The sequence below is a fragment of the Fictibacillus tiangongensis genome (assembly GCF_048083785.1).
In the GTDB taxonomy this organism is placed as follows: Bacteria; Bacillota; Bacilli; order Bacillales; family Fictibacillaceae; genus Fictibacillus.
The window spans coordinates 2136326-2162002 of record NZ_CP182294.1; the positions used below are offsets into that span (position 1 = coordinate 2136326).

At 39.5% G+C, this 25677-nt stretch carries 16 protein-coding genes and 2 riboswitches; of the genes, 7 read left to right on the forward strand and 9 right to left on the reverse strand.

The window, feature by feature from the left end:
* Positions 1 to 22 precede the first annotated feature (22 nt).
* From modB to ACNJYY_RS11450, 3 genes are all read right to left on the reverse strand, one after another.
* Positions 23 to 679 carry a molybdate ABC transporter permease subunit gene (modB, locus tag ACNJYY_RS11440; RefSeq protein WP_416728582.1) on the reverse strand — a complete coding sequence of 219 codons (657 nt, stop codon included), beginning with the start codon at positions 677 to 679 and terminating at the stop codon, positions 23 to 25.
* 315 nt (positions 680 to 994) lie between these two features.
* Positions 995 to 1816, reverse strand: a complete 822-nt coding sequence (locus ACNJYY_RS11445; protein ID WP_416728583.1) for a MetQ/NlpA family ABC transporter substrate-binding protein — start codon at positions 1814 to 1816, stop codon at positions 995 to 997.
* Positions 1817 to 1943: 127 nt separating this feature from the next.
* Positions 1944 to 2065, reverse strand: a riboswitch (SAM riboswitch).
* 47 nt (positions 2066 to 2112) lie between these two features.
* The gene (locus ACNJYY_RS11450; protein ID WP_416728584.1) at positions 2113 to 2919 is read right to left on the reverse strand and encodes an alpha/beta hydrolase; all 807 of its coding nucleotides are present in this window, start codon (positions 2917 to 2919) and stop codon (positions 2113 to 2115) included.
* A 119-nt stretch (positions 2920 to 3038) separates the two neighbouring features.
* Positions 3039 to 3156, reverse strand: a riboswitch (SAM riboswitch).
* Between the two features lie 159 nt (positions 3157 to 3315).
* On the opposite strand from ACNJYY_RS11450, the gene ACNJYY_RS11455 reads away from it, so the two are divergent.
* The 3 genes from ACNJYY_RS11455 to ACNJYY_RS11465 are packed head-to-tail and all read left to right on the forward strand — an operon-like array spanning position 3316 to position 7010.
* A complete protein-coding gene (locus tag ACNJYY_RS11455; RefSeq protein ID WP_416728585.1) occupies positions 3316 to 4827 on the forward strand; it encodes a spore germination protein in 1512 nt (503 codons plus the stop codon).
* A gap of 16 nt (positions 4828 to 4843) precedes the next feature.
* Complete coding sequence (locus ACNJYY_RS11460; protein ID WP_416728586.1) at positions 4844 to 5938, forward strand: GerAB/ArcD/ProY family transporter; 1095 nt, start codon at positions 4844 to 4846, stop codon at positions 5936 to 5938.
* Positions 5931 to 7010 (forward strand): Ger(x)C family spore germination protein, encoded by a 1080-nt coding sequence (locus ACNJYY_RS11465; RefSeq protein WP_416728587.1) that lies wholly within the window; start codon positions 5931 to 5933, stop codon positions 7008 to 7010. Before ACNJYY_RS11460 ends, ACNJYY_RS11465 begins: the two co-directional genes overlap by 8 nt.
* Positions 7011 to 7308: 298 nt before the next feature.
* Here ACNJYY_RS11465 and ACNJYY_RS11470 read toward each other — a convergent pair whose 3' ends face one another.
* Both ACNJYY_RS11470 and ACNJYY_RS11475 read right to left on the reverse strand, forming a co-directional pair.
* Positions 7309 to 7692 carry a hypothetical protein gene (locus tag ACNJYY_RS11470; RefSeq protein ID WP_416728588.1) on the reverse strand — a complete coding sequence of 128 codons (384 nt, stop codon included), beginning with the start codon at positions 7690 to 7692 and terminating at the stop codon, positions 7309 to 7311.
* A gap of 139 nt (positions 7693 to 7831) precedes the next feature.
* Positions 7832 to 9220, reverse strand: coding sequence for a bifunctional metallophosphatase/5'-nucleotidase (locus ACNJYY_RS11475; protein WP_416728589.1), 1389 nt, complete (start codon positions 9218 to 9220; stop codon positions 7832 to 7834).
* A gap of 88 nt (positions 9221 to 9308) precedes the next feature.
* Between ACNJYY_RS11475 and ACNJYY_RS11480 the strand changes: the two genes are divergently transcribed.
* Genes ACNJYY_RS11480 through ACNJYY_RS11490 form a run of 3 tightly spaced genes read left to right on the forward strand, consistent with a single transcriptional unit; the run spans position 9309 to position 10609 of the window.
* Positions 9309 to 9857 carry a GNAT family N-acetyltransferase gene (locus ACNJYY_RS11480; RefSeq protein ID WP_416728590.1) on the forward strand — a complete coding sequence of 183 codons (549 nt, stop codon included), beginning with the start codon at positions 9309 to 9311 and terminating at the stop codon, positions 9855 to 9857.
* A 4-nt stretch (positions 9858 to 9861) separates the two neighbouring features.
* Positions 9862 to 10038, forward strand: a complete 177-nt coding sequence (locus ACNJYY_RS11485) for a hypothetical protein (protein WP_416728591.1) — start codon at positions 9862 to 9864, stop codon at positions 10036 to 10038.
* 4 nt (positions 10039 to 10042) lie between these two features.
* Entirely contained in the window at positions 10043 to 10609 is a 567-nt protein-coding gene (locus tag ACNJYY_RS11490) for an NUDIX hydrolase (protein ID WP_416728592.1), read from the forward strand.
* A 27-nt stretch (positions 10610 to 10636) separates the two neighbouring features.
* Here the strand turns inward: ACNJYY_RS11490 and ACNJYY_RS11495 are convergent, their stop codons facing one another.
* The 3 genes from ACNJYY_RS11495 to ACNJYY_RS11505 form a co-directional block, all read right to left on the reverse strand.
* Positions 10637 to 11419, reverse strand: a complete 783-nt coding sequence (locus ACNJYY_RS11495) for a class I SAM-dependent methyltransferase (protein ID WP_416728593.1) — start codon at positions 11417 to 11419, stop codon at positions 10637 to 10639.
* A 123-nt stretch (positions 11420 to 11542) separates the two neighbouring features.
* On the reverse strand, positions 11543 to 13087 hold the full coding sequence (locus ACNJYY_RS11500; protein WP_416731855.1) for a malate:quinone oxidoreductase: 1545 nt from the start codon (positions 13085 to 13087) through the stop codon (positions 11543 to 11545).
* A gap of 350 nt (positions 13088 to 13437) precedes the next feature.
* Positions 13438 to 13980, reverse strand: coding sequence for a competence protein ComK (locus tag ACNJYY_RS11505; RefSeq protein ID WP_416728594.1), 543 nt, complete (start codon positions 13978 to 13980; stop codon positions 13438 to 13440).
* A gap of 256 nt (positions 13981 to 14236) precedes the next feature.
* On the opposite strand from ACNJYY_RS11505, the gene ACNJYY_RS11510 reads away from it, so the two are divergent.
* On the forward strand, positions 14237 to 15103 hold the full coding sequence (locus ACNJYY_RS11510; protein ID WP_416728595.1) for a TVP38/TMEM64 family protein: 867 nt from the start codon (positions 14237 to 14239) through the stop codon (positions 15101 to 15103).
* Between the two features lie 40 nt (positions 15104 to 15143).
* Here ACNJYY_RS11510 and ACNJYY_RS11515 read toward each other — a convergent pair whose 3' ends face one another.
* Positions 15144 to 25556, reverse strand: coding sequence for a carboxypeptidase regulatory-like domain-containing protein (locus ACNJYY_RS11515; RefSeq protein ID WP_416728596.1), 10413 nt, complete (start codon positions 25554 to 25556; stop codon positions 15144 to 15146).
* Between the last annotated feature and the right edge of the window lie 121 nt (positions 25557 to 25677).

Consider the following 25677-nt stretch of genomic DNA (forward strand, 5'->3'; position numbering starts at 1 on the left):
CAGTTTGGGTTCCCTCCTCATATTAAGTCCTTATACGATTAACAGCAATGAGCATTATAAATGAGATACCGATAACACTACATACCCACATCCAAGCAAGCTCCATATTTCCTGATTCTATCGCAATATAGATAGCAGTGGATATTGTCTGCGTTTTTCCAGGTATGTTACCAGCAAACATAAGTGTTGCTCCAAACTCACCTAATGCGCGAGCAAAACTTAGAATAGCACCAGATGTGATGGCCCTAACAGAAAGTGGTACAGAAATTTTCCGCATTACATCCCACTCGTTTGCCCCATCAACGCGCGCTGCGTTCTCGATGTCTGCGTCGATCGATTCAAACCCCGCTTTTGCGGATTGATACATGAGTGGAAATGCGACAACCGCAGACGCAATAACGGCTGCCCACCATGTAAACATGATTGGTTGGTTAAAGAGCCACTCTACTAGCTGTCCCCCTGGACCATTTCGACCGAATAGAACGATCAACAAGAAACCTACAACCGTCGGGGGTAGTACGAGCGGAAGTAAGAAAATTGTTTCAACGAAAGTCTTGCTTTTGAACTTTTTATGAGCCATGATCCTCCCAAAGAAAATCCCTGCTAGAATCACGATTAATGAAGCTGTCACCGCTATGCCGAGTGATAATTTAACAGGTGTCCAAAAATCAATTGCCATTTCCTTTTCCACCCGCTTAATAAAATGTTGTGTAAGCTGAATTTGTCCGTCTTCATCATATCATATAGCGCTTTGTTAGGTTTGGTTGAAGTCGGAATTGTCGAACGGCCTTTATTTTTGAATCTAGACTTAATTCATGTCTAGTTCGACTTAATTAATGTCCAGTACGACCTAATTTTCTTGCGTAAGACTTAATTTTTCAATTTTAGACTTAATTACTAAAAAGAGACCCCCTGAACTTTCTATAAAACCCTCTGTTCATAAGAAAAGCTGCCTAGATGAGCTAATCACCTCATCTAGGCAGCGTAATTATATTTACTCTTTTACAGCTAACACTGAACCTTTGTATTCTTTATCGATAAAGTCAGTAATTTCTTTTGAATGAAGTACTTCTAATAGCGTTTTAATCGACTTTTTATCTTTGTCGCCTTCACGAACCGTAATGATATTTGCAAATGGAGAATCAGATCCTTCGAGTGCGATAGAATCTTTCTTCGGGTTCAAATCTGCATCGATCGCATAGTTAGTGTTAATGACGATCGCATCGCCCTCATCGTTCTCATACGCCTTTGTTAAAAGACCAGGATCGATGTCTGCTACAAACTCTAAGTTTTTTGGATTATCTACAATATCGCTTATTTGCGCTTCATACCCTTTACCTTCTTTTAGTTTAATTAGTCCTTCTGCCTCAAAGATTGAAAGGATTCGGCCGTGTTCAGCAATAGAGTTGCTCAGGATTACTTTCCCACCATTTGGAATGTCTTTTAAAGACTTGTGTCTCTTTGAATAAACACCCATCGGCTCTAAGTGAACAGCTCCAGCGTTTTCAAACTTATACTTCGGGTTATCTTTCACTTGTTGAGTCAGATATGGAATGTGCTGAAAATAGTTGGCATCTATTTCTTTTTCATAAAGTGACTTGTTCGGTAAGATATAGTCTTGGAATTTTACAATTTCTAATTTTATGCCCTTTTCCTCTAAAAGAGGCTTTGCTTCTTCTAATATTTCAGCATGCGGTACGTTTGATGCTCCAACCACAAGCTTTTCTGTTTTTTCTCCACCACTTGTAGATGAGCCACAAGCTGCTAATACGAATACTGCCAAACTTGCGAATAATACTTGGATGATTCTTTTCATGTTCTGATCCCCTATCCATTAGTTTCTATATATTCTTTGATAAAAGCTCTTGTAAGAGGTGGTACAAAAAAGCCTCCTGTCCCATAAAAGAGACAGAAGGCTTCTCGAAAAAAAGTTTCCGATCATCCTCTCATCTCTCAGTGTTACCACTGTTAGATTTAGCACCGTTTTCACATAGACAATAAGTATCAATGTAAATGGTTGCCGGGTTTCATAGGGCTAATTCCCTCCACCTGCTCTTAATAAGAGTATTCCTATCAAATTACTTTGTATTATTACAGGTATTCAAAGGAAAGTCAAACACTTTTTTTCAAATTATTCTGAACAGATACTTTATCGTTTTTTAACAACCATTCAGAAGTAGAACTTATGAGTTGATCAAAATGCTTAATTGAAGAATACGTATGATTTGCGCCTTCTATTAACACCATAGATTTTGTACCTCCCTTAACCTTGTTTGCTTCCTTATAATAGTCAGAACAGTAATCTGAAGAAATAACTGGGTCACCCTTTCCATGGATGAATAATACGCTCCCCTTAAACTTTTTAATAGCTTCTAGAGGGGAAAAAGCCTGAAGCGATAGTAAAAATTCCTCCGTTATGGCATATCCTAAATGATCAATTACAGGATGCTCACCATTGTAGCCAACGATTTCTTTGATATCAGCAAAAGGATTCCCTACAGCGGACCAAGTGATCACATTACTAATTCTTTCATCATCCGCTGCCGTGCAAACCGCAACAGCCCCACCTAAACTATGTCCGATTAGTGTTATGGCATGCTCATTAATACATGTCAGTTCGCTTCCAAATGAAATTGCTTTCTTCGTCTGATCAATAAAACAAGCAAATTCATTTTCACCATATTCCCCTTCACTCTCACCACACCCCGCATAATCAAATCGCAATACAGCAAACCCAAGTTTAACGAGTGCTTGAGCCGTTTTAACAAATAAACGATCAACTCCAATTCGCGTACTTGTAAAACCGTGGCAAATAATAATCAACGGAAACTTCTTTTCACCTTCTCCATTCCCATGAGGTAAATGTAAAGTGTGAGCCAGCTTGCTTCCCTTCCACCAAATACAATCCGATGTCACCACATCACCCACTCCTTTTCTCTCTAATAATTCGGTTAAACCCAATACATAAACCCGATTAATAAACACAAAAAACCGTGTTCATTTAGAGAACACGGCTTTATACATAGAATCCGTTCGTTCTCTCATCTCTCAGCAATTATTGCTGTTAGATTTAGCACCGTTTCGGCCAAAACAAATTTCATCCGATGGTTGCCGGGCTTCATAGGGCTAATTCCCTCCGCCTGCTCTTAATAAGAGTTTTGTTATTAATTTAATGATAATCATAGGCTACTTGTTAATGGTTGTCAATGTTATATACCATAACGGCACATTCCACCCTACAGAATATATTTAAGCACCTAGGAAATGCTAAACAAATGTAGTAGTTCACGACGTAATAACGAACGGGTGATATCAATGATATTTTTTAAGAAGAAAAAGAAAAAACAACAAGAATCTAATAGCGTTTCTACAAAAGGTTCATTGACATTCCCAGAGCTTATGAAAAAGTTAACGGCTTCCGCTGACTTTTCTACCGTTAAGCAATCATCACTCAGCACATTTTACATCTCTTATTATAAAACTCTTGTAAATCCCGAATTTGTTCATCGTGATTTATTACCATATATAACAGAAATCCCTCTAAAAAACTTAGACGATATCCAGAAGCATCTACCGTTAGATGGAATGGTCAAAACGGATGATGTTCATGATATCGCGAACAAAGTAACAGAAGGCTTCATTCTCATTCAAATGAACAAAGACGACCCTGAAGGTTTGCTCGTTCCGAGTCTATCGACTGAAAACAGACAGATCTCCATCCCTGAAACTGAGTTTAGTGTAGTCGGCCCAAAGGAAGCTTTCGTTGAATCATTAGATACCAACCTAAATTTAATCCGCAAACGACTTCCCATTCCAGAATTTACAGTGAAAGAAGTTAGGGTTGGAAAACTTTCAAAAACGAGAGTAGCAATTATCTACATCGACGGAATCGCTGATGAAGAAAATGTGAACACCGCTATTCAGCGTGTTAACGATATCGAATACGACCATGTCGTGGACAGTTCATATATCAATCAAATGATTTCAGACAATGAGAACTCTCCTTTTCCACAGCTCATCGATACAGAACGACCAGATCGAGTGGCGAGTGTTCTATCTGAAGGAAAAATAGCGATTATGGCTGACGGATCACCACATGCATTGACTGGCCCGACTACGATCGTAGAGTTCTTTTCGGCATTTGAAGATTATTTTCTCAATTGGACGCTCGCTTCTGTTATTCGATTGATCAGATTGATGGGTGTTATGTTCTCTGTGTTATCTTCGCCGCTTTATGTAGCTGTTTTAACGTTTCATTATGAGATGATTCCAGAAAACCTTCTAGCTACACTTGTGGCTTCACGTAACGATATCCCGTTCCCGCCTATATTAGAAGCTATCGTACTAGAGCTTTCAATCGAGTTGCTTCGTGAAGCTGGTGCGAGACTACCATCTAAGGTCGGTCAAACGATTGGTATCGTTGGAGGTATTGTAATCGGAACGGCAGCGGTGCAAGCTGGTTTAACGAGTAACGTTCTGTTGATCATAGTAGCTCTAGCCGCACTCGCTTCTTTTACAACACCTGTGTATCAGATGAGTAACACGATTCGTTTGCTTCGCTTTCCCTTTTTATTATTTGCACAGTTCTTAGGTGTACTTGGTGTTGCGATCTGCTTTGCATTTATAGTTTCCCATCTATTAAAACTTACTTCTCTCGGAAGACCATACATCGCACCCCTGTACCCGCTTCGTGTAAATGATTTAAAAGATGCACTCATCCGTATGCCGTTCAGTGTACAGAATAACCGGCCATCTTCAGTTCGACCACAAGATAAAGCTAAAATGAATAAAAAACGCTCAAAGGAAAAACATGACATAGAAGACTAAAAAGCGAGGGGTATGTATGTCTCAGATCAGTGAAAACAAGCAGATATCACCTTATATGGCTTTTTATATGGTTACAACCATGCAGATTGGAGTAGGAATACTGGGGTTCGAGCGTTATATCGCAAAGACAGCAGGACATGATGCATGGATTTCTGTAATCATCGGAGGTCTATCGTTTAACGTGTTGATCTGGATGATTTATCGTATTCTTTCAAGAGAGAATGCTGATATTATCGGCGTACATCGAAACTTGTTCGGCAGATGGATCGGCGGTACCCTAAGCTTTTTATTGTTGATCTATTTTAGTTCTACAATTCTAACCGTACTCAGAACATATATCGAAGTAATTCAGATCTGGGTGTTTCCTGAGCTGGGTACACCAATCATTGCCCTGATCTTATTAGGATTAGCCTATTCATATGTCATTGGAGGAATCAGGGTTGTAGCAGGGCTTTCCGTATTAGGTTTTTTCATAACACTACCTTTATTTTTATTAAAATATTACGCACTGAAAAACGCACATTATACGAATCTTTTACCCATTCTTGATCATTCGTTTAGTGATCTGATGGCTGCAACAAAAGGAGTTACTCTTGATTATTTAGGATTTGAACTTATTTTGTTGTACTTGCCCTTTCTAAAACAGCCAGAAAAGTCTCAAAAGTGGGCTCATTTTGGAAACTTATTTACGATGTTTACTTACCTAATCACGGTGTTTGTTTCATTTGTTTATTTTAATCAAGAGCAACTACAACATACGATTTGGGCGACACTAACACTTTGGAAAATTGTTGACCTGCCTTTCGCACAACGATTTGAGTATGCAGGTATCGCACTCTGGCTATTCGTTGTTCTGCCAAACCTTTGTATTGGTTTATGGGCAGTCAGCCGTGGTATTCACCGTTTGTATAAGGTTAAGCAAAAAAGTGCACTACGGACAATGCTTTTCGTTATTTTCATATGTAGCATTTTAATTATTGATCGGCAGCAGGTTGATTTACTGAATACGAAAGTTTCTCAGATTGGTTTTTATATTCTATATGCCTATATTCCATTTCTCTTTGTTATCCAACTAATGTTAGGAAAAGGAAGGAAAACAAAAAATGGTTAAAAAACATCTTCTTATCGTTTTCACTTTATTTCTATTAACAGGCTGTTTTCCGGGCAAAAAGATCCTCGAAGACGTTCAGCTCGTTTCTGCAGTTGGTTATGATTATAGGTCGAACAACCAAGTAGAGTTGAACGGGATGGTAGCCATTCCCCAGCGAGGTGAAGATGTTCCTCCGATCTCGCAAGTATTCACCGCTACTACCAATACGAGCAAGATGGCAAGAGCATTGGAACAAGCAGAATCACCTAAACCTTTTGAAATCGGAAGGTTAGAAATTGCTCTTTATAATGATCGGTTAGCTGAAAAAGGAATTTATGATCTCGTCGACACGCTTCAGCGTGACCCTTCCTTAGGCAGGGATCTATATATGGCAATCGTTAATGGAAGTACGAAAACATTATTAAAGCAGCAGTATCCTCTTAGTGAAACGCCATCTAAGTACCTGCTTCAGCTTCTTAATCAAAATATGAACGCAAACATACCAAAGTCAAACATACATGATTTTTTGTATAGATATTACGGAAAAGGGATGGATCCAAACTTGCCACTCTTAGAGAAGCAAGGAGATCGAATTAGAGTAGTAGGAACAGCTCTTTTAAAAGACGATAAAATGGTTGGACAGCTGAAACTTGAAGATTCCTTTCTTTTAAAGCTTCTCATGGAACCTTTCGAAAAAGGCATATATGAAGTGAAATTTAAAAATAATCAATTTTTCACGATTCAGAATCTAAAGTCTAAAGTAGAATATGAATTCAAAGACGTAAAACGATCGCCATCAGTAGACATTTTTGTTCATGTAAGAGGACGCGTAAGTGAAGCACCCAAAATCCGCGTTAGTGATCCATCGCTTATCGAGCAGCTTGAGCGCGCCACAGAAAAAGCAATGAATAAACGGACCAATAAGATCGTTCAGAAGTTACAAAAAGCAAAGGTAGATACGATTGGATTAGGCGATCTGGCTAGAAGCAGAACACGGGGATTTGATTTTAAACGCTGGGACGATCAGTATCCAGATATTCCAATCAACGTTAAAGTGAATGTGGAAATTACGCAGGCAGGGATTACGGAGTAGCGTGGTATCTAGAGACGTTTATGGCGATAGTGAAGTGATGGGCGACGAATGCAGTTTTGTCGAAAATTAGATAAAAAATTTTATCCGTGAAATTTCCTAGCTTATACGTGAATATATTGCCGTTTACCGTGAAATTATTTGGAATTACCGTGGATATATGGTTTAACAATTTCTCATGTTTGTTTCGAGCGCACACTCATACTCAATTTCCATCTCAAATGGACATCACTCAAATAGAAAGAAGCTTTCCCTCACCATTCTCCTCCGATTGAGTAAAAGCTTCTTTTATGATTAAATTTCAGCTGCCAGAACCATCCGCACTAGTACCTGCTGATGATGAGTTGCGTTTTTCAATCGCATTTACACCCATAACTACAGCAATCAGCTCTTCTGTTAATAAATGATTCGAGTTATGTTTTAACTCATAAGCAGAAGCTTGGAAAAATCCATTCACATTTTTAAACGTCGCCACTTCCGCCTTATTTTCATCGAAAATGATATACTCTTTTGAAAAAGCAGGAGCTTCAATTTCATAATTTTGTTCATTCGTCATATAACGGTAGTTTCTAGAAAAAAACGCAAATGAGGATTTCACCACACCGAATTCCTTGCCATCAGGTTGTTTAACGACCCACTTTCCTGATGAGAAAAAGGTATCTTTAAAATATACACAATTCTCCATGATACCAAGATTTGAACTTATTTCTGTTGTTCCTCTAACTGTTGAAGTCGTTTTTCAATTTTCTTTCGCTTTTCTATTTCTTGAAACACAATTATGATTGCTGTCGCAGCCATACAAAACGTAACCCACTCCAAGGTGTTCACCCCTTAATCTTCTGTAGTTCAGTAAATCGTGTTTCAAAAGCTCTTCTTACAAAATCTGTTTTGTCGGCATAAATCTTGATAATTTCTTTGATCTCTTCTGGTCGGTAAAACTCGTTTCGGTTGTTAGCAAGTGAAGGATAGCCTGACCCTCGGTGAAGATAATCTGATGAAGCAACAGAGTACCACCTTCCTTCATCAATTGTTTCACCGCCTATCCTCATTTCAACCAGTCTAGATCCATCCAAAACAACTTCTGCGCCTGAAATGTGCAGTCTCCCTACATACTTCCCTCTGAAACCCGGTCCTTTTCCATCTTGTAAGCAATGTTGGACATCAAGAGATTGTTGAACGGCTTCCATAATATATTTACCTTGAATCTCGAAGGAAGTTGGATTCAATGGAGATGGGCAGATCTCTATCAATTTTTTATGAGAAAGATAAGAAAAGATTCCAGCGTTAACAATCCCACTATTTATCAAGCCTATATCGGTATTGAGCAAATCCTTTAAACCATCTGCGATAAGATTTGTGATCGGATTTTCACCGATTACATCGTGCCATATCGGTTCATCAATTCTATACAAAGGTTTCCCTAAAATCTCAATGGCGGTTTCTTTATTTCGTTTAAGAATGGATAAGATCTCTTCGTCTGGTTTCGAATCTTTTGTACAATAAACCGCAGATTGTAAAAGGGTTTTATGTGTACCGTTTATTTCAAGTTCTAATACCCCAATATGTTCGCCGAAGTTCCCGGCACTTACGATAAATGTATCATTAACTACTTGTGCTTCTTTATATAGAACGTGATCATGTGAAGAAACGATTACGTCGATGCCAGATATCTCTTTAGCTAATTCTGTATCCGCTAGCGTTCCAACATGGTTCAGAAGGATGCACAGAACGTATTTACCACGAGCGCGTTCCAATTCTTCAGCAATTGCGATAATGTAGTTTTCACCATGAAATCCTAATCCCTCATTAAAAGCTCCTAAGTCAGGTGAAGCACCAGTTACGAAAATACGAAGTCCATTTTTCGTGAGGAGCACACTCGAATGAACGCCAGAAATCGTCTTCTTATCTTTCTTAAAAAGGTTGTTGCTGATAAATGGAACTGAACTTTGAGTGGCCATATGTTCTAACGTCTCTGCTCCATTAAACATCTCATTGTTGCCGACCGTTAATAAATCATAACCAGCGGCACCGAGAAGCTCAACCGCAGCCAACCCTCTTGTTCCTTGTAGTTCAATGCTTTTGAAATCAGCAAAATCACCTGCATCCACCAGTAAAGTGTTTTCGTCTTTATGCTGATTTATCAAGGTTACAGCTTTCGCAAAGTTATCAAAATGACTGTGAAGATCGTTTGTATGTATGATTTTTATCTTCATAAATCCCCCAAAATTATATAAGTTTACCTTTACAAATAATGGTATCATAAAACAAAAAGTAAATGTTCAAAAAATACGGAGGAACGGAATGTCATATCTTGATAACGAATTACGTATTAGACCCATCATAGAAGGAGACCTTCCCAGGCTTTGGGAACTCATTTATAAAGAGAAGGAACCAGAATGGAAACAATGGGATGCTCCATATTTTGAGCACAAACAAATTCCTTTTGATGAATTTATGTGGAACAAAGATCACTATGTGAATCATGATCAACGGTGGGCAATAGAAGTCGCTGGTGAGTTGGTCGGAACCGTTAGCTATTATTGGGAGCACGAGCCTTCTCGCTGGTTAGAGATGGGAATTGGAATCTACAATCCCAAGTATTGGAGCGGTGGATATGGAACTAGAGCTTTTATTCTGTGGATCAATCACTTGTTCAACACGCTTTCGCTCGTCCGTGTTGGGTATACAACATGGTCAGGGAATGAACGGATGATTAAAGTTGGTGAAAAACTCGGTATGAAAATGGAAGGCAGAATGAGAAAATGCCGCTATTACAACGGAGAGTATTATGATTCCATCAGGATGGGCATTCTTCGAGAAGAGTGGGAATCATCCACAATAGGAGGATAAGAGCATGGAGATTCTATTAGCACTATCAGGTTATTTCATTTTATTCTTCGTGATATATCTAGCGGTGAGAACTGGAATTAATGACTCTAAAAACCTTACACATATAAAAAATGAACTATCTACAATAAAGAACGAGTTAGAACTGTTACGTAAACAATCAGTAAAGCATGAGGAGGAATGATCATTTGGCAAGACGGATCACCATAACAACAGAATACATCTACAAAACTCCATTCGGTCATTTAAGAAAAGACAGCTTCGAGCTGCAAAATAAAGAGGAAACTTTTGACTACTATGTTCATGAATATCCTGATTGGGTGAATGCAGTCGTTCTAACAAAGGATAAACAGATTTTACTTGTTGAACAATACCGTCATCCTGGCAACGGCTTCTTTTTAGAAGTTCCGGCTGGAAAAGTTGAAGAAGGTGAATCCTATGAGGAGGGGATCATAAGAGAGGTTCAAGAGGAAACAGGCTACACTTCTCTTAAAAAACCGATCTTACTTGGAGAATTTATGGTAAACCCTGCTACCCAAACCAACAAGGTTATAACGTTTTTAATCTTGGATGCATTCCAGTCATCGTCTCAAAACTTAGATGATAACGAAGACGTAACGGTCAAGATTTTCCCTTTTGATGCTATGGAGGAACTCATAGAAGATAAAGTAATTACACAATTGTTTACGGTAAGTGCTTACTTTTTAGCTAAGAATTATCTATCCAAAATAAAGAAAACTAGCTTAGTTGAGTAGAATACCTCTAAGCTAGTTCTCCCCTCTTTACTTCAGTTTCATTTTAACCGCACGTGTAGCTACAAAACTTTTAATATAGGTATCAATCGGTCTTCTTCCACCAAAATCATCTTCATATAATCCTGTGATCACAAAACCTGCATCAATCTGTCCTTGTATTTGGTCCTCTAACGTATGTCCGAATTCTATCGTTTCATCAGCCTTAAGATACTCAGACTTCTCTTCTTCAGTCATAGAATCGAGAGTGGAATAAGGAATGCTGTTACTTACCACTAAATTTCCCTTTTGATCTTCTTCATCATCAAAAATAAACAGCAATGGATTCGTAAAACCAGAGATAAGTACGCCTCTATCTTTTAAAACACGGGATGCTTCTTTCCATACGGGAGAAATATCCTCCACAAACACATTCGCCACAGGATGAACGATCAAGTCGAACTCCCCATCATCAAACATGGAGAGATCACACATATCTCCTTGTATTACTCTTAAACTCAAATTGTTTGCTTCTGCTACCAATTGATCATTTTCTAACTGTTTCTTAGATATATCGATAACAGTAACATCTGCCCCAGCAGCAGCTAACACAGGACCTTGTTGACCTCCTCCAGAAGCAAGACAAAGAATCTTCACCCCGTTTAACAACTCTGGAAACCAACCTCTAGGAACTGGTTTTTCTGTTGTAACGGTAATACGCCAATCTCCTAATTTACTTTTTTCGATTACATCATTCGAGACAGCCTTCGTATAGATCACACCATCTTCAACCTTTTTATCCCAAGCCTTACTATTGTGTTTAAGCGTATTCATCTCTAAAACTCCTAGTCATAATTTAGTCTTATTTACATTCGTTAACAAGTTAGGTAACCCCTTCGTCATAGATAAAAGAACAGCAAAAAAGAGCCTTAAGTAAGGCTCTATTGAACAGTAACGCTAAATCTTTTCATGTAAAACGGTATGTTCTATTTCAGAAAAATCAGCTAAAGTAGGTTCATTCGCATCAAGTTTTAGAGTTCTGGCTGTAGTAGCGTGTACTTTCTTTAATAAATCAGGGTTGTTCATCAATCGCTGACCATAAGAAGGAATCATCTCTTTAATCTTTGGTTCCCATTTTCCGATCTCTTGTGGGAAGCATTTGTTCAACACTTCAAGCATAACGTGTACAGCAGTGGACGCACCAGGTGATGCACCAAGTAAGGCAGCGATCGAACCATCAGAGGAAGTAATCACTTCTGTACCGAACTGAAGCGTTCCTTTTCCGCCTGTTTCTGTGTCCTTGATAACCTGAACACGTTGCCCAGCTACAACAAGATCCCAATCTTCACTCTTGGCAGTCGGGATAAACTCTCGTAGTTCTTCCATTCGCTGTTCTTTTGACAACAACACTTGTTGAATCAAGTATTTCGTTAGTGACATTTCTTTAGCACCTGCAGCTAACATTGTTAAAACGTTATTAGGTTTTACAGAAGTCACGAGATCAAGCATAGACCCTGTTTTTAAGAACTTTGGCGAGAATCCAGCGAATGGTCCAAACAATAACGATTTCTTATTGTCAATATACCGTGTATCCAGATGAGGAACAGACATAGGTGGTGCCCCGACTTTAGCTTTTCCATATACTTTAGCGTGCTGCTGCTCAATCACTTCTGGATTCTTACATACCATGAAGATTCCGCTTACTGGAAATCCACCAATATGCTTTCCTTCAGGAATACCGGATTTTTGGAGAAGATGAAGACTTCCCCCTCCACCACCGATAAAAACAAACTTCGCTTTGTGTCTCTCAATAGAACCTGAGTTTAGATTTTTGACTTTCAGTTCCCAAGAGCCATCACTTGTACGCTTCAGGTTTTCTACGCTATGTTTGTATTTAACATCAACGTTCTTATTCTGCAGATGACTAAATAACATGCGAGTGAGTGAACCAAAATTCACATCTGTTCCTGAATCGATCTTAGTAGCTGCGATACTTTCGTCTAACGAACGTCCTTCCATAATTAAAGGAATCCATTCCATCAATTTCTCTGGAGAATCTGAGAATTCCATCCCTTTAAATAGAGGATTCTGTGTTAGCGCTTCCATACGTTTCTTTAAAAACTGAACGTTGTTTTCTCCTTGAACCATACTCATGTGCGGCAATGGCATGATAAAATCTTCTGGATTACGAATTAATTTTTGATCAACAAGGTAAGACCAGAACTGCATGGAGACTTGAAACTGTTCATTGATTTCAATGGCTTTTGAAATATCGATCGATCCATCTGGTTTTTCCGATGTGTAATTTAATTCACAAAGTGCAGCATGCCCTGTTCCGGCATTGTTCCACTCGTTTGAACTTTCCTCTCCCGCTTTATCAAGTTTCTCAAATACTTTAATTTTCATTTCTGGAGCTATTTCTTTTAAGATCGTTCCTAATGTAGCACTCATGATTCCAGCGCCGATTAAAAGGACGTCTGTGTTCGTTTCTCTGTTGCTCATCATTATCAACCTTTTCACCTAAAATTTACAGAAAAAAGCCGTCGTCTCACATATAAGAAGAGACAACTTAGTTACAGCCTTTCCTGTTTCCATGAAAACCATATCAACTAGTATTGCTAATATTTAAGTCTTTAATATCTTTATTATATGATAATTATAAATTATTTGAAAGCCGATAAATAGTGATAATTATATGAATAGTGTGCCCAGACTCTCTAACCATCAGTATTCACAAAGGATTTTAGTAAAGTTTCTAACATAAGATCACTTACTAATATATGTAACTTTTACTGTTTTCGCATATCAAAAACGCCTGAAATTCATCATCAGGCGCTCACATTAAAAATTATTTACGTTAAGATCAGATTACTATTCTTTAAACCTTTTTCACTATCCTTTTCTATACTTCGATTTGTTCGATTTATTAGTACATTTCTATAATGAGCTGCTCGATGGAGTTTTGCTTTAAGGGCACGAGAGGTACTTTCAATAGGTAGATCCATTCCGTTTATGAATAGCACTCTAACTTTTTTTCGGTCAATGGATTCAATATCATCGATGTGTGGCTGTGAGAGCCAAATACAGGAGTCTTTTCGTGGTGATTTCGTGGGAAAGAAGAATATATCAAGTTTCGTGTCAATCATGATAGGAGGAAAACACATCCTTCCTAATATAATCTGTGCTGCATCTTTCTTGCCATCATATGTACTTCCATAATAAGGACAAGAATCTTTGATGATACGAAAAGGTTTTTTCTCTACAAGGAAGACGGCATCTTCTTCATAAATTTCTGCGCAAACCCTTCCCCATTGATTAATAAATGGATGAATAGCAATGGTCCTATTCGTAATCAAATACTTTTCCACTTTCTCGTGCACAATTCTACGCTTCATTCAATACCTCCTCATTATTTAAATCCCCATCGAAATGAAATACAGTACAAATGTCCCTAGCATCTATACGGTATAGTAATATTTTACCACTTAAATATAAAACCATCTATAGATTTAGCGGAATTTGTCAAAAAATTTAGTTTTCAAAATCAAATACGTCTTAAGACTTAATCCATTTACATCTGTAGCAACTGTCACGTCATTTCACAAAAGTTTAAACTAACTCTATTGAATACATTGAAATGGAGTTTCAAACATGACTGACAGTCTTTCAAAAAAACAATTTACTCTTGAAATTACTTTGCACATTATATTAACAACATTAACATTAGTCATACTCTTTAAATTCCTGCCAACCACTACACCATTCTTCCAATGGATCGGATTAGTAATTGTATTGTCCATTGTCATAATCGACTGTGTTTTCTTAATTACAATGAGAATGCAATTCTTAATAATCACTAGACGATTACTCATCTACCTATTTGTCATAAGCATGTTAATAATTGCAACCTTCTATCTTACTAAGTTATTGGTACTAACAAATATGTTTGGTTTTGAGAAATTGCTGCAACTTCATGAATCTACTGCGATATGGATTTATTTTGCAATCTGTTTTGCACAACCGATCATACTTCCGTTTCCTGAAATGATAACCGTTGCTGGTGCTAGTAGTGTTTTCGGATCTTTAACCGCAATATATGTAGGGTTTATTGGAACACTTTCAGGAATAGTGGTCATGTACTTTGTTGCACGAATAGGTGGCCGAAGAATTGTCTCCCGAATCGTTAAAGAGGAACAACTCACGAAATATCAAAATTATGTTCAAAAAAACGAAATGCTCTTTCTAGTCATCATGTTTATCATTCCTGTTCTTCCTGATGAAATTATTTGTATAGGAGCGGGTTTAAGTGGAGTCAGGTTCAAGAGATTCTTACCTATTGCTACAATCTCTAAACTGTTCACAACTACGACTTTTGCTTATTCTGCAATTCTAGTAAAAGAATTCTCTTTAACAAATACCGAACTAATGGTGTATTCTTCAATTTTTGCAGGAGTTGCGTTTCTATTCATGGCGTTTGTTAAAAAAAAGAGAACTTCGCAAAAGGAAGCTCCCTACTAAAGATTGATATTATTAAATCTTAAATTACTTACCTTCTGCTTCAATTGATAAATCGAATTAAGTCAATACAGGAAAGATCAAAAGTGATAAACCTTCTAATCGTTCCTTCTTGTACCTCTGCCTCATAAGAAAATGTAGCACAATTATTGTTTGAATCTATACGTTCTAAAGTAAATAGTGTTGGTGATGTTAAGCTGTCTAAAATTAACGGTTTGCCTCCTATTAATATTAAGAACTGAGCTTCACCAAACGGTGGTATCGGATCCGGAGTAATTGAAGTAAGTGAAATTGGAATGAGTAACTCTTCCCCTTCTATCACATTTACAGCCACTGAAAATGATTCAAACCCCGTTGCGAAAACACGAAGTTCATATGATCCTGAAGGAATGCCTGTTAGTGAAAACACCCCAGCATCATTAGAGGTTACTTCCCTAACCAAAAATCCTCTTAGATCAACCAACTGTATGACCGCCCCACTAATTGGCCTACCCGTTCGACGATCGGATACTTGACCCGTAATATCTCCATCGGCTCCAGGACTTAAAGCAAAGTCAACACCTGTTCGACTTTCCCCCTCTGCAAGGGAAATAGTGAGGGTTTCTTCCTGAAACCCTTGGGCATCCACCGTTATTAAATATCTTCCTGAACCAAGATTACTAATGGAATATGTTCCGTCATTACCCGTTCTCGCACTTCCTGCAAAAGCTCCATTTTCATCAAATACATTTATTTCAGCATCTGGTAATGGTCCATTTCCTAAAATGATGACTGTACCCGATATGGAAGAAGCTTGACGTTGACCTGGTAATGCAAAGTTCTGCTCTAGAGTTGTATTCACAGGCAGTACTGTTAGTCTGCTATCTGTGCCATAACCTATTGCAGAAGCTCGTAACGTATAAGATCCATTACTTAATCCAGGTATCGTGTAAAAACCGTCGATGTTTGTTAAGGCTACCGCTACTGGGCGTCCATTGACTGCTAAAGCATTAACTTCAGCATTTAGTAAACTCGCTTCAACTGGACCGCTTATTTGATCAAAGGTTTCTACAATCGCCCCTACAATCGGAAGTCCTGTATCTGCATCAGTAACAAAGCCGGTAAACAAACTTGGGACTGCAACTAAATTAAAGTTAACAACGCTTTGAACATTGGGAACAGCCGTAAAATCCAGTAAGTTGCTTCTATAATCAGCATTGATGGCAGCAAGGCTAAAATCACCTGGTAGAAGACCTTCTATTAAATAATTTCCATCATTGTCTGTCTGCACCTCTGCAATCACAACACCGTTATTGTCCGCTAAACGAAGGAGGGTATTAACGAGAGGCTGTGAACCGTCAGCATTTCGAACCGTCCCTCTAACAGTTGAAGTAACGATTGCCAATTGAAAATCTGCGAATGTCGTTTCTCCTGGAACAACAGTGATTTGAGCTGAGTCATTTCCAAAGCCTTGTTTAGTAGAAATAATCGTGTAGTTTCCGTTTCTCACTTGGCTAAAACGATATCTACCTTGTTCGTCAGTAAGCGTTGAGGCAACGACTGGGCCAGACGGACTCATTAAACGAAGTTCAACATTAGCTCGAGCAATAAATGAACCTGACCCTTCATTTGTAACGAAACCTTCCACACTGCCCGGTTCAAAAGCTAATGGTAAATTCGTAATCGCAGTCTCATCGGCTACAATAAAAACACTTAGTGAGCGCTGTTCAAAACCGCGTGCACTCACGATCATTGTATAAATTCCAGGCAGTAAGTCCAAGACTCTATAAGCACCATCTGACTGAGTTAAAACAGTAGTAACAACTGCTCGAGTGGCATCCAGAATCTGCACCACTGCCCCAGCAATTGGAACACCATTCGAATCGGAGATTGTTCCTAATAGATTACCTGTTTCTAAGGTAAGAGCAAGAATAATCTCTGTTGTGACACCGTTTTCAATAATTCCGCCTAGGGATAGATTGCCATAGCCCGCTTTAACAGTGGAAATAACTATTGCACCCTCTTCAAGCTTCTGCTGAATAAATACACCGTTTTGGTCAGTTATACCAGAAGTAATTGGTATACCTGTTTCGTTAAAGATGTTCGTTACAACTCCTGATATCGGATTGTTTGTTGCAGCATCAATGACCTTAATTGTAAGCGTACCTCCAAGAGCAATAAGTTGGAGATCAAGAGAAACCTCTTCTCCGTGGTTAACTGTTACAGCAAAAGTATCAGCATTATAACCTTCAGTTGTTACAGTCACAAGATAATTTCCTTCAGGGACTTCTGGAAAAACATAGGTTCCGTTTGATTGAGCTAGAACGGTAGTTATTAAACTGTTATTGAGATTAAAAAGATTAATTTGAATACTTTGTTGAGTGATGAGATTTCCATCCGCATCTGTAACCGTTCCAAAAATACTGCCAAATAGGCTAGTTAATAGGAGATTAGTAGTTGTTATTATGTTACTGTTCACAACTGCTCCAATCGACGATACAGCATACCCTGAGAGATTTGCAGTCACTTGGTAAGAGTTTGGCTTCAGACTTCTAAATGTAAAGCTACCATCCTGTTCAGTAACGGTAGATGCGATAATAATATTGTTTAACAGAACGTTCATTACAACACCTGGTAAAGCAACTCCGTTTTCTTCAGTAACGATTCCTGTTATAGCTCCGGGTTCAGGGATCAGATTAATTGAAACATTTACTGTCTCCCCTGGTGTAATCGTTATCCCTTCTGTTTCACTTTGGAAATCAAGTGCCACAATTGTTAACGCATATGTTCCAACGGGTAGATTTCCAATAAAGAACGTCCCATCATCATTTGAGACAGCAGATCCGATAACCGTCCCATTTACATCGATAACCTTTATACTTGCGCCACTTATTACATTATTCGGACCATTAACTATTCCTGTTAGTACACCTGGGTTAGACAATAAGAAGCCATCAACTGTTGTTGTTGCATTCGCTTGAATCGTCGCTCCAGCCGAAAACGTATTATAGTTTGGTGTTGTCATGGATACGGTATATTGTCCTGGAGAAAGTCCGTTAATCACATACACACCTGCATTATTTGTCACAGCTCTGCCAGCAGGCTGAACACTCGTTCCAAAAAATAACTGAACGATCGCTCCAGCGTTCAATATACCTGTTTCTTGATCAATTATTGTTCCCGTTAGAATTCCTGGAAGTGCGGTGAGCTCAATGTCAACAGTTTGTGTTTGACCTGGTTCCACAGAAAAGCCAACTGTATTTGTTTCATAATCTGGATTTGACGTTCCTAACGAATAGATGCCTGATGTAAAGTTCTCGATTAAATACATTCCTTGATCATCCGTTTGAACTTCTGCTAGTTCTGCACCCGTTTCATCAATTAATCTAATGACCGTATTGATGAGTGGAATGACAACGTCTTGAGCCGATATAGTAGTTGTCAAACTCTCATTTTGAATGATCCTTGCAGAAATCGTGCCACGAACATTCGAGAGACTCGGTGTAAGAGCAAAGTTCTGGAATGTGGTTACGCCATTTTCAATAAGAACAGAGCCTGTCGCGGTTCCAAAGTTCTCTTTTGTAATGGTTAAAGTGAAGGTTCCTGCTGATATCAATCCAGAGTTATAATTACCATTACTATCTGTTAAAACCGTATTGATTACGGGACCGAATGGTGAAATGGCCCTAATCTCAATTGAAGCTCCAATTAATGGTTCCCCTGTTGCTGAATTTGTAACGTTACCTGAGAGGACGCCACCTTCTGGAATAAGAATAATGTCTACGACAGTTTCTTGGTCAGGTAAAACAACACCACTGCCAATTCCTGTACCCGTTCCATTTCCTTTGGCAGTCACGGTATACTGGCCTTCAACCAGATTATCAACCTCATAAGATCCGTTTCCATTCGTAATAACCGTTGAAATTGGTGTGTTTTTTCGGTCTAATATCTGAACTGTGGTATTGCTAAGCGGTGTACCATTTGGATTTTTTATTGTTCCAATGATTGTGCCAGGATCCGGCTGTAGGTTAAGGGTTACAGTTGAAAGAGACAAAGAGTTGATAATTACACCTACGGATGCTGCACCATACCCATTTGCTATCGCACGAATGTTTAGTGGACCAGTTTGAAGGTTAACCAGTCTGAAAATACCGTTCTGGTCTGTTGTAATCGTTGCAACAAGAATGCCACTTACATCAGATACCTCAACAAAACCACCTGATATTGGTAATCCTGTTACAACATCTAGAACAATTCCCTCCAATGCACCACGATCTTCTGTAAGCGGGACTAAAAGAATTGTTGTCTCCCCGTTCACTACGATTGCACCTACTGTTGCTGTTTGATATCCGTCTGCTATAACGTTCACTTGATACGTTCCTGCTGATAGGTTCTGGAACGCAAAGTTTCCATCTGAGAGACCGATCAGCGTTTGCAGCAATACACCACCATCATTGAGAAGTCGAATAGAGATCGTTCTATCTGAAATTGGATTTCCCGATTGATCTGTAACAGTTCCAGCAATCGAACCTCCTACTTCTGACAATTCAAAAGATACCGCAGAAGTTTGATTCGGTAGTACAATAACACCGATTTGATCCTGTACATAATAAGGTGAACTTGCAATAACGGTATACGTTCCAGGTGACAGAAGGATGGATGTAAAGCTACCCGCAGTGTCTGAATTAGTTGATATAATTGGAATTCCTTCCGGGGTAAGAATAGAAATGAGGATACCTGGTAATCCTTCTCCCGTTTCTGCACTTACAACTGTCCCAAAGATCAATCCTCCTAACTGGGTTAAAATCACGTCTAGACCCGTTAGCTGCTCTCCAGGCTGCAACGAAACTCCGGCAGTCGATGATGAATAATTTTCGACTCCAGCAATTACTGTATAAGACCCTTCTGGCAAGTTTCCGACGACATAGTTTCCTTCAAAATCTGTGATTCCGTTTCCGATTTCACTATCATTTTCATCAACCACTCTTACACTAGCATTTGATAAAGGTATTCCATTACCATCAGTTACGGTTCCTGATATCGATGCTGGATCAGGCACTAAAGCAATCTGTACATTAGTTGTAGCATTCGAAGTTACGATTACACCTGTAGAGCGAATACTATAGTTTAGCTGAAAGGCGTTTAACGTATATGATCTTGGTGCCACACCTTCTATTAAGAAATCTCCTCCTGCACCTGTCGTTCTTCTTGCAATTGGTGTTACACCACTTGGTGCATACACTTCAACTTGAGCACCCACCAGTGGAGCAAGAGTTTGTTCATCGAGAATCACACCTGAAATTTGACCCGGTTCTGGAACTAAGCTGATATTGGCTGTTACCGTCTCACCTGGTCCGGCATTGATTGAAACTTGCCGTCTCTGGTAATCAGGAATAATAGCCGTAACAAGATATTGTCCTTCGGTAAAACCTAGTATTCTATAAAATCCGTTAGAGTCGGTGTTAACAACTCGAACAGTAAAACCGTACACATCTAAAAGCCTTACTGAAACATTAACTAACGGGTCACCAGACTCTGAAGTGATCGTCCCTTCCACTGTAGCTGGGAACGGTTCAAGTGCAAAATCAACGACTCTCGTATCGTTTGGAGGTACAAAAACGGAAGCACTCGATGAACCGTAGCCATCGTCAGTAAATGCAACTATTGTATAAGGACCAGAATACACACCTTGCGTTACATAATTGCCTTGCTGATCCGTTACAGTGCTCGCAATTACGGGGCCTGTTGGTGATAAATAACGGACTTGAACCATGACTTGAGAAATCGGAAGCCCTGTTACGGCGTCTGTGATGGTTCCTGAAACAGTTCCAGGTTCTGGAGTTAAAATAAAGCTTAAGGAAGTTGTTTCATCTGGTAAAACGGTAAATGTTGCACTCTGACTGGAATAACCGTCAGCACTAACGATCGCACGATACGTGTCCGGCGACAGATTGGCAAATATGAATTGACCGAAACTATCCGAGACTCCTTTTCGTTCTAGTGGCTTTCCTGAAGATGAAACGATAATGATTGCATTAGATAATGGATCTCCCGTTAACTGGTTTGTGACATACCCTGTAACCGCTCCTGGATTTTGAGTTAATGATACCGCAATGTTAAACCCAGTGACAGGCACAGTAACCGTAATAATCTCATTTCCATAGTTCACTGCGTTAACATTTAACAGATAAATTCCCGGTGCAATCGAGTCGAACGTGAAAGTGCCATCAATACCTGGATACTGCTTTGCCACATACATGCCCGTATTATTTGTTAAAGTAACAGAAACGGCAGTACCACTGATCGGATTTCCAGTTGTAGAATCTGATATGGTTCCTGTTAGCGTTGTAAGAATTTGCGATAACGGTATTGTAATACTGCTTACCGCACTGCTGTTAACAATAACAGCTGTCATATTTGGAGAATAACCGTCTAATTCAGCACTCACAAAATATGTGCCAATTGACAGTTCCGGAATTTGAAATGTACCGTCAGTGTGTGCAATTAAAGCTTGCAGAAATTCTCCGTTAGCACCGAATATTTTTAATTGAATATTGTCTCCGGAAAGGGGATTTCCATCTCCTTCTGTGACTTGCCCTGATATACTACCTACTGTACTCGTTAATAGAATATCAGCTCCGGCAGTCTCATCACTTTGTACAATCACACCTGTAATTTCTGTAGAGTAGTTTTGTGCAGATGAAGTAACAGCATAGGAACCTGGAACAAAATTCCGAAGCAAAAAGTTGCCGAATTGATCAGTTGTTGAGAAGCGAACCAAAATTCCAAGACTATCACGAACAAGTATGGCTGCACCTGGAATTGGTGCACCTGTTATAAAATCTGAAACCGTTCCAGAGATAGAACCACGAATCGTCACTAACTCAAAATTAAGTTCAGTGATGTCCTGACCTGGGTCGACCGCAACGTTTCCAGTCGCGTTTGCATAGCCCCCTGCTCGAATTACGACTGCATAAGAACCAGCAGGAATATTGCTGAGCGTGTAATTTCCATCAGCATCTGTTGTTCCATTTCCGATAGGTGTTTCGTTTACATCGAGAAGAGATACGGTACCGTTAGCTACCGGCGCACCAAGATCAGAAATCAAGGTACCTGAGACAGTCCCAGGATTCGGTTGTATCGATAGAGAGATGTTCGTTGTTTGACCAGAAACAACAAAGGCTCCCGTACTTCCAACAGAGTAATTCACTGCCACAGCTTTTACGATATAGTTACCAGGAGCCAAACTCTGAAACAAAAAGTTTCCTTCAGGAGTGGCTGCAACTGTGTTTACGAACTGGTTATCCATTGTGTACAGCTGAAGCACAAGTCCGTCAGCGGCAGGAGCTACCGTTCCTGTAATGGTCCCAGGATTCGGTTGGAGGTCAAAGTTAACAAACTTAGTTAATCCAGCGGGAACAACAACACCTAAGATCTTGGTTTCATATCCTTGTGCAACTGAAGTAAGTGAATAAACTCCTCCAGGCAACCCAAGCGAAATGAACGTTCCATCCGCACTCGTAATGGCTGAATCGACAAATGCTCCTAGTGTGTTGCTGATATTAATGGTTGCACCAACAACTGGCTGACCTGAAAAAGAATCTATTAATCTGCCTGTAACAAAACCAGGAGACGGAACAATGCTAATCGTGATAGCAGAAACGTTTCCAGGCGTTAACGTTACTGAGGCAGACGAAGTTTGGAAATTTTCTGCCGCAACTATGACTGTATATGTGCTCGGCATTAAATCTTCAACAATGAACACACCATCATTGTCTGAAAAAGTTGTATTTATGATAAGACCGTTAGAATCAAGTAGTTGCACGACTACCGATGCACCTGCAAGAGGATCTCCGGTCTCACTGTTAATAATTGTTCCTGAGATAGAAGAAGGGTTTGGCATTAATGAGAAATTAACAACGGAAGTCACACCAGCTGTAATTACTGCTCCACTTAAATTTGTTTGATAATCAACAACATTTGCTGTAACAACATAGCTTCCAGGGAGCAATTCACCAATTACATAATTTCCATTTGTATCTGTTACAGCTCTAGAGATAAGTACATCAGAATCTGCATTTTTAACAAGTATGACAGCACCCGGAAGAATGTTTCCTTCGTTATCCAGTACACTACCTGAAAGTAAACCAAAAATAGGCTGAAGTTCTGTGCTGATCGTTGTTGTTTCATTATCTCGAATAACAGCACCAAGCGTAACCGGTGAAAACCCGTCTGCCCCAACAATAACGGTATATCGATCTGGTGCTAACCCACTTATCGTATAATTTCCATTGCTGTCAGTAATGGTCTTTGCTACCACGATGTTATTTAGTACGACATCCACTGAAGCACCACTAATTAAATTTCCTCCTGAAAAAACATCGCCTGTAAGAACACCTGCAAGTCTTCTAAGTGTGACATCTAGCGTTGTAGTTTGATCGGACTGAACATACGTACCGATCGTTTTTGTACCGTGACCATCAGAAGAAAAGGTGATTACATACGTACCAGGAGCTAAAGAATCAACTGAGAATTGTCCGTTTACATCAGTTGTTACAGAGGCATCCGTAATCCCAGAGCTGTTTACAACTTTTAGACTTGCTCCTGGAAGTGGAGCACCGCTATCTTCATCAATTACTGTTCCGATGACTGACCCTGGATTTGCTAATAGATTCACATCTACTACCACAGTTTGACCGGCACTCACCGAGAAACCGACAACAAATGTTTGAAAAGCAGGTGCACTCACACGTAATCTGTAAGAACCTGGTGAGAGACGATTTATTGTGTACTGTCCTGACCCATCCGTCGTTGCGGTTGCCACCGCTATCCCCGTACCGCTCAGAGTTTCAACTATTGCACCAGCTATAGGTCCTCCACTTCCTGTTATCGTTCCACTTACCGTTCCTGGATTCGGCTGCAGTACAAAGTTTGCTATCGTAGTCTGATTGGTTGGCACATTTTGCCCAATTGTTGCAGATTGAAAATTATTTGCAGAAACCGTGAGCGTATAATGCCCAGGGATTACAGCTCCAAAAGTATAAGCTCCTGTTGGAGAAGTGGTTACACTTGCAATAACTGTACCAAGATTATCTGATAACAAAACGGTCGCTCCACTAACAGCAGAACCTGCATTTGAGGTAACCGTTCCTTGAAGAATTCCTGGAATCGCAACAATGACAGGATTGATGACCGTTATCGTGCCAGATTGAATAACCACCGATTGCACAAATGTCGTGTAATTGACTTTTGAAAATTCAATCGTATAAGTACCTGGTGCTATATTCGTAAGACTATACTTACCGAATGCATCCGTCTGCGTAACGGCAATCTGTGTTTGACCCGATAAAAGTCTTACAGTTGCAGCATTTACCGGCTGAGCGTTTGAACTATCAAGTAACGTACCTGCAGCTCCTCCGGTTGCTAGAACATTCACAGAAATAGAAGCAGAAGCTGGTGGCAGATCTCCTCCAGTAAAGCTATCAATACCTGTAGCACGAACAGTATTTAATGCTTTCGTTCCCGCTGTATAAAAGATTCCATTCTCTGCAAACTGAAGAGTTGCACTTGCACCAGGAGCAATATTACCCACTGACCACGTAAGTGTTTTCGTTGAAGAGTTGTATGCCGTTGTCCCTTGCGAAACACTTAGGACCGAAAAGAGTGAAACTACATCTAATGAAACAATATCTGTTACATTAATGATATTTGCAGCACTTTTTCCTGTATTCGTTAAAGTAATTCTTCCCGTCCACTCCCCAACCTGGCCGGCTAAAGGTGATTGTGGTCCTGAAAGCAGTACTTTTGAAACCTGCAGGTTAGCTCGGACATTACCGGAATTTATTGTAACTGGATTGGAAAGTGCATTTTGAAACTGAAATTCCTCTGATTCACGTAAAGAGTCTTTATTGTAGTTGTTGTTATTTGAAGCAGTAAAAGCGACCATCCGTACAGAACTTTGAGCAGTAATACCGAGCAAGGAGAAAAATGTAGAAGCTGGAACTAGAAAATCGATAAAATAGTTTTGTGTATTATCCAATGTAGAGTCAGCCTGAACAACACGAGCGACGTCAAAATTAATAATAGAACGAGAATAGTTTGGATTCCCTTTACCATCCGTACCTTCTGCAGGATCGCTCCATGAGTTCACTTGTTTAATTGTGTTCTGCACCAAGTTCACTCTTTTGTTTAAACCATTGACTGCAAGCAGCCAGTCATAAGTCCCCGATACACCGGTAGTATTTAACAAAACACCCCACGCAAAATTTGCAAAAGCTGTTTTGGCACTATTTCTTGGATCTGATCGTACACGCATTCTAAAGTACACATTGATTTCATCATAAGCGAAGTAAAAGGAAGGAAAACTGTCACTCCCTACGATATCTGTTCCTGCAGGAGAGATATCACGTATCACATCTACATATGGAACACCACCTACCGTAATCGCTGTAAACTGACTATTTGTGGGAAAAGACATCCCAACACCTCCGGCAAAAAAATAACATCGATTTAATATACGCGGAGAAACCTTGTACCGATTACGATTTTCTTCAAAAGCGTTTCATCACACAAAAAAGAAGCCATTCTAAAGAAACAGC

Coding starts and splice junctions, on each gene's coding strand:
- modB (WP_416728582.1), bottom strand. CDS start 679: ATGGCAATTGATTTTTGGACACCTGTTAAATTATCACTCGGCATAGCG.
- ACNJYY_RS11445 (WP_416728583.1), bottom strand. CDS start 1,816: ATGAAAAGAATCATCCAAGTATTATTCGCAAGTTTGGCAGTATTCGTA.
- ACNJYY_RS11455 (WP_416728585.1), top strand. CDS start 3,316: ATGATATTTTTTAAGAAGAAAAAGAAAAAACAACAAGAATCTAATAGC.
- ACNJYY_RS11460 (WP_416728586.1), top strand. CDS start 4,844: ATGTCTCAGATCAGTGAAAACAAGCAGATATCACCTTATATGGCTTTT.
- ACNJYY_RS11465 (WP_416728587.1), top strand. CDS start 5,931: ATGGTTAAAAAACATCTTCTTATCGTTTTCACTTTATTTCTATTAACA.
- ACNJYY_RS11470 (WP_416728588.1), bottom strand. CDS start 7,692: ATGGAGAATTGTGTATATTTTAAAGATACCTTTTTCTCATCAGGAAAG.
- ACNJYY_RS11475 (WP_416728589.1), bottom strand. CDS start 9,220: ATGAAGATAAAAATCATACATACAAACGATCTTCACAGTCATTTTGAT.
- ACNJYY_RS11480 (WP_416728590.1), top strand. CDS start 9,309: ATGTCATATCTTGATAACGAATTACGTATTAGACCCATCATAGAAGGA.
- ACNJYY_RS11485 (WP_416728591.1), top strand. CDS start 9,862: ATGGAGATTCTATTAGCACTATCAGGTTATTTCATTTTATTCTTCGTG.
- ACNJYY_RS11495 (WP_416728593.1), bottom strand. CDS start 11,419: ATGAATACGCTTAAACACAATAGTAAGGCTTGGGATAAAAAGGTTGAA.
- ACNJYY_RS11500 (WP_416731855.1), bottom strand. CDS start 13,087: ATGAGCAACAGAGAAACGAACACAGACGTCCTTTTAATCGGCGCTGGA.
- ACNJYY_RS11505 (WP_416728594.1), bottom strand. CDS start 13,980: ATGAAGCGTAGAATTGTGCACGAGAAAGTGGAAAAGTATTTGATTACG.
- ACNJYY_RS11510 (WP_416728595.1), top strand. CDS start 14,237: ATGACTGACAGTCTTTCAAAAAAACAATTTACTCTTGAAATTACTTTG.
- ACNJYY_RS11515 (WP_416728596.1), bottom strand. CDS start 25,556: ATGTCTTTTCCCACAAATAGTCAGTTTACAGCGATTACGGTAGGTGGT.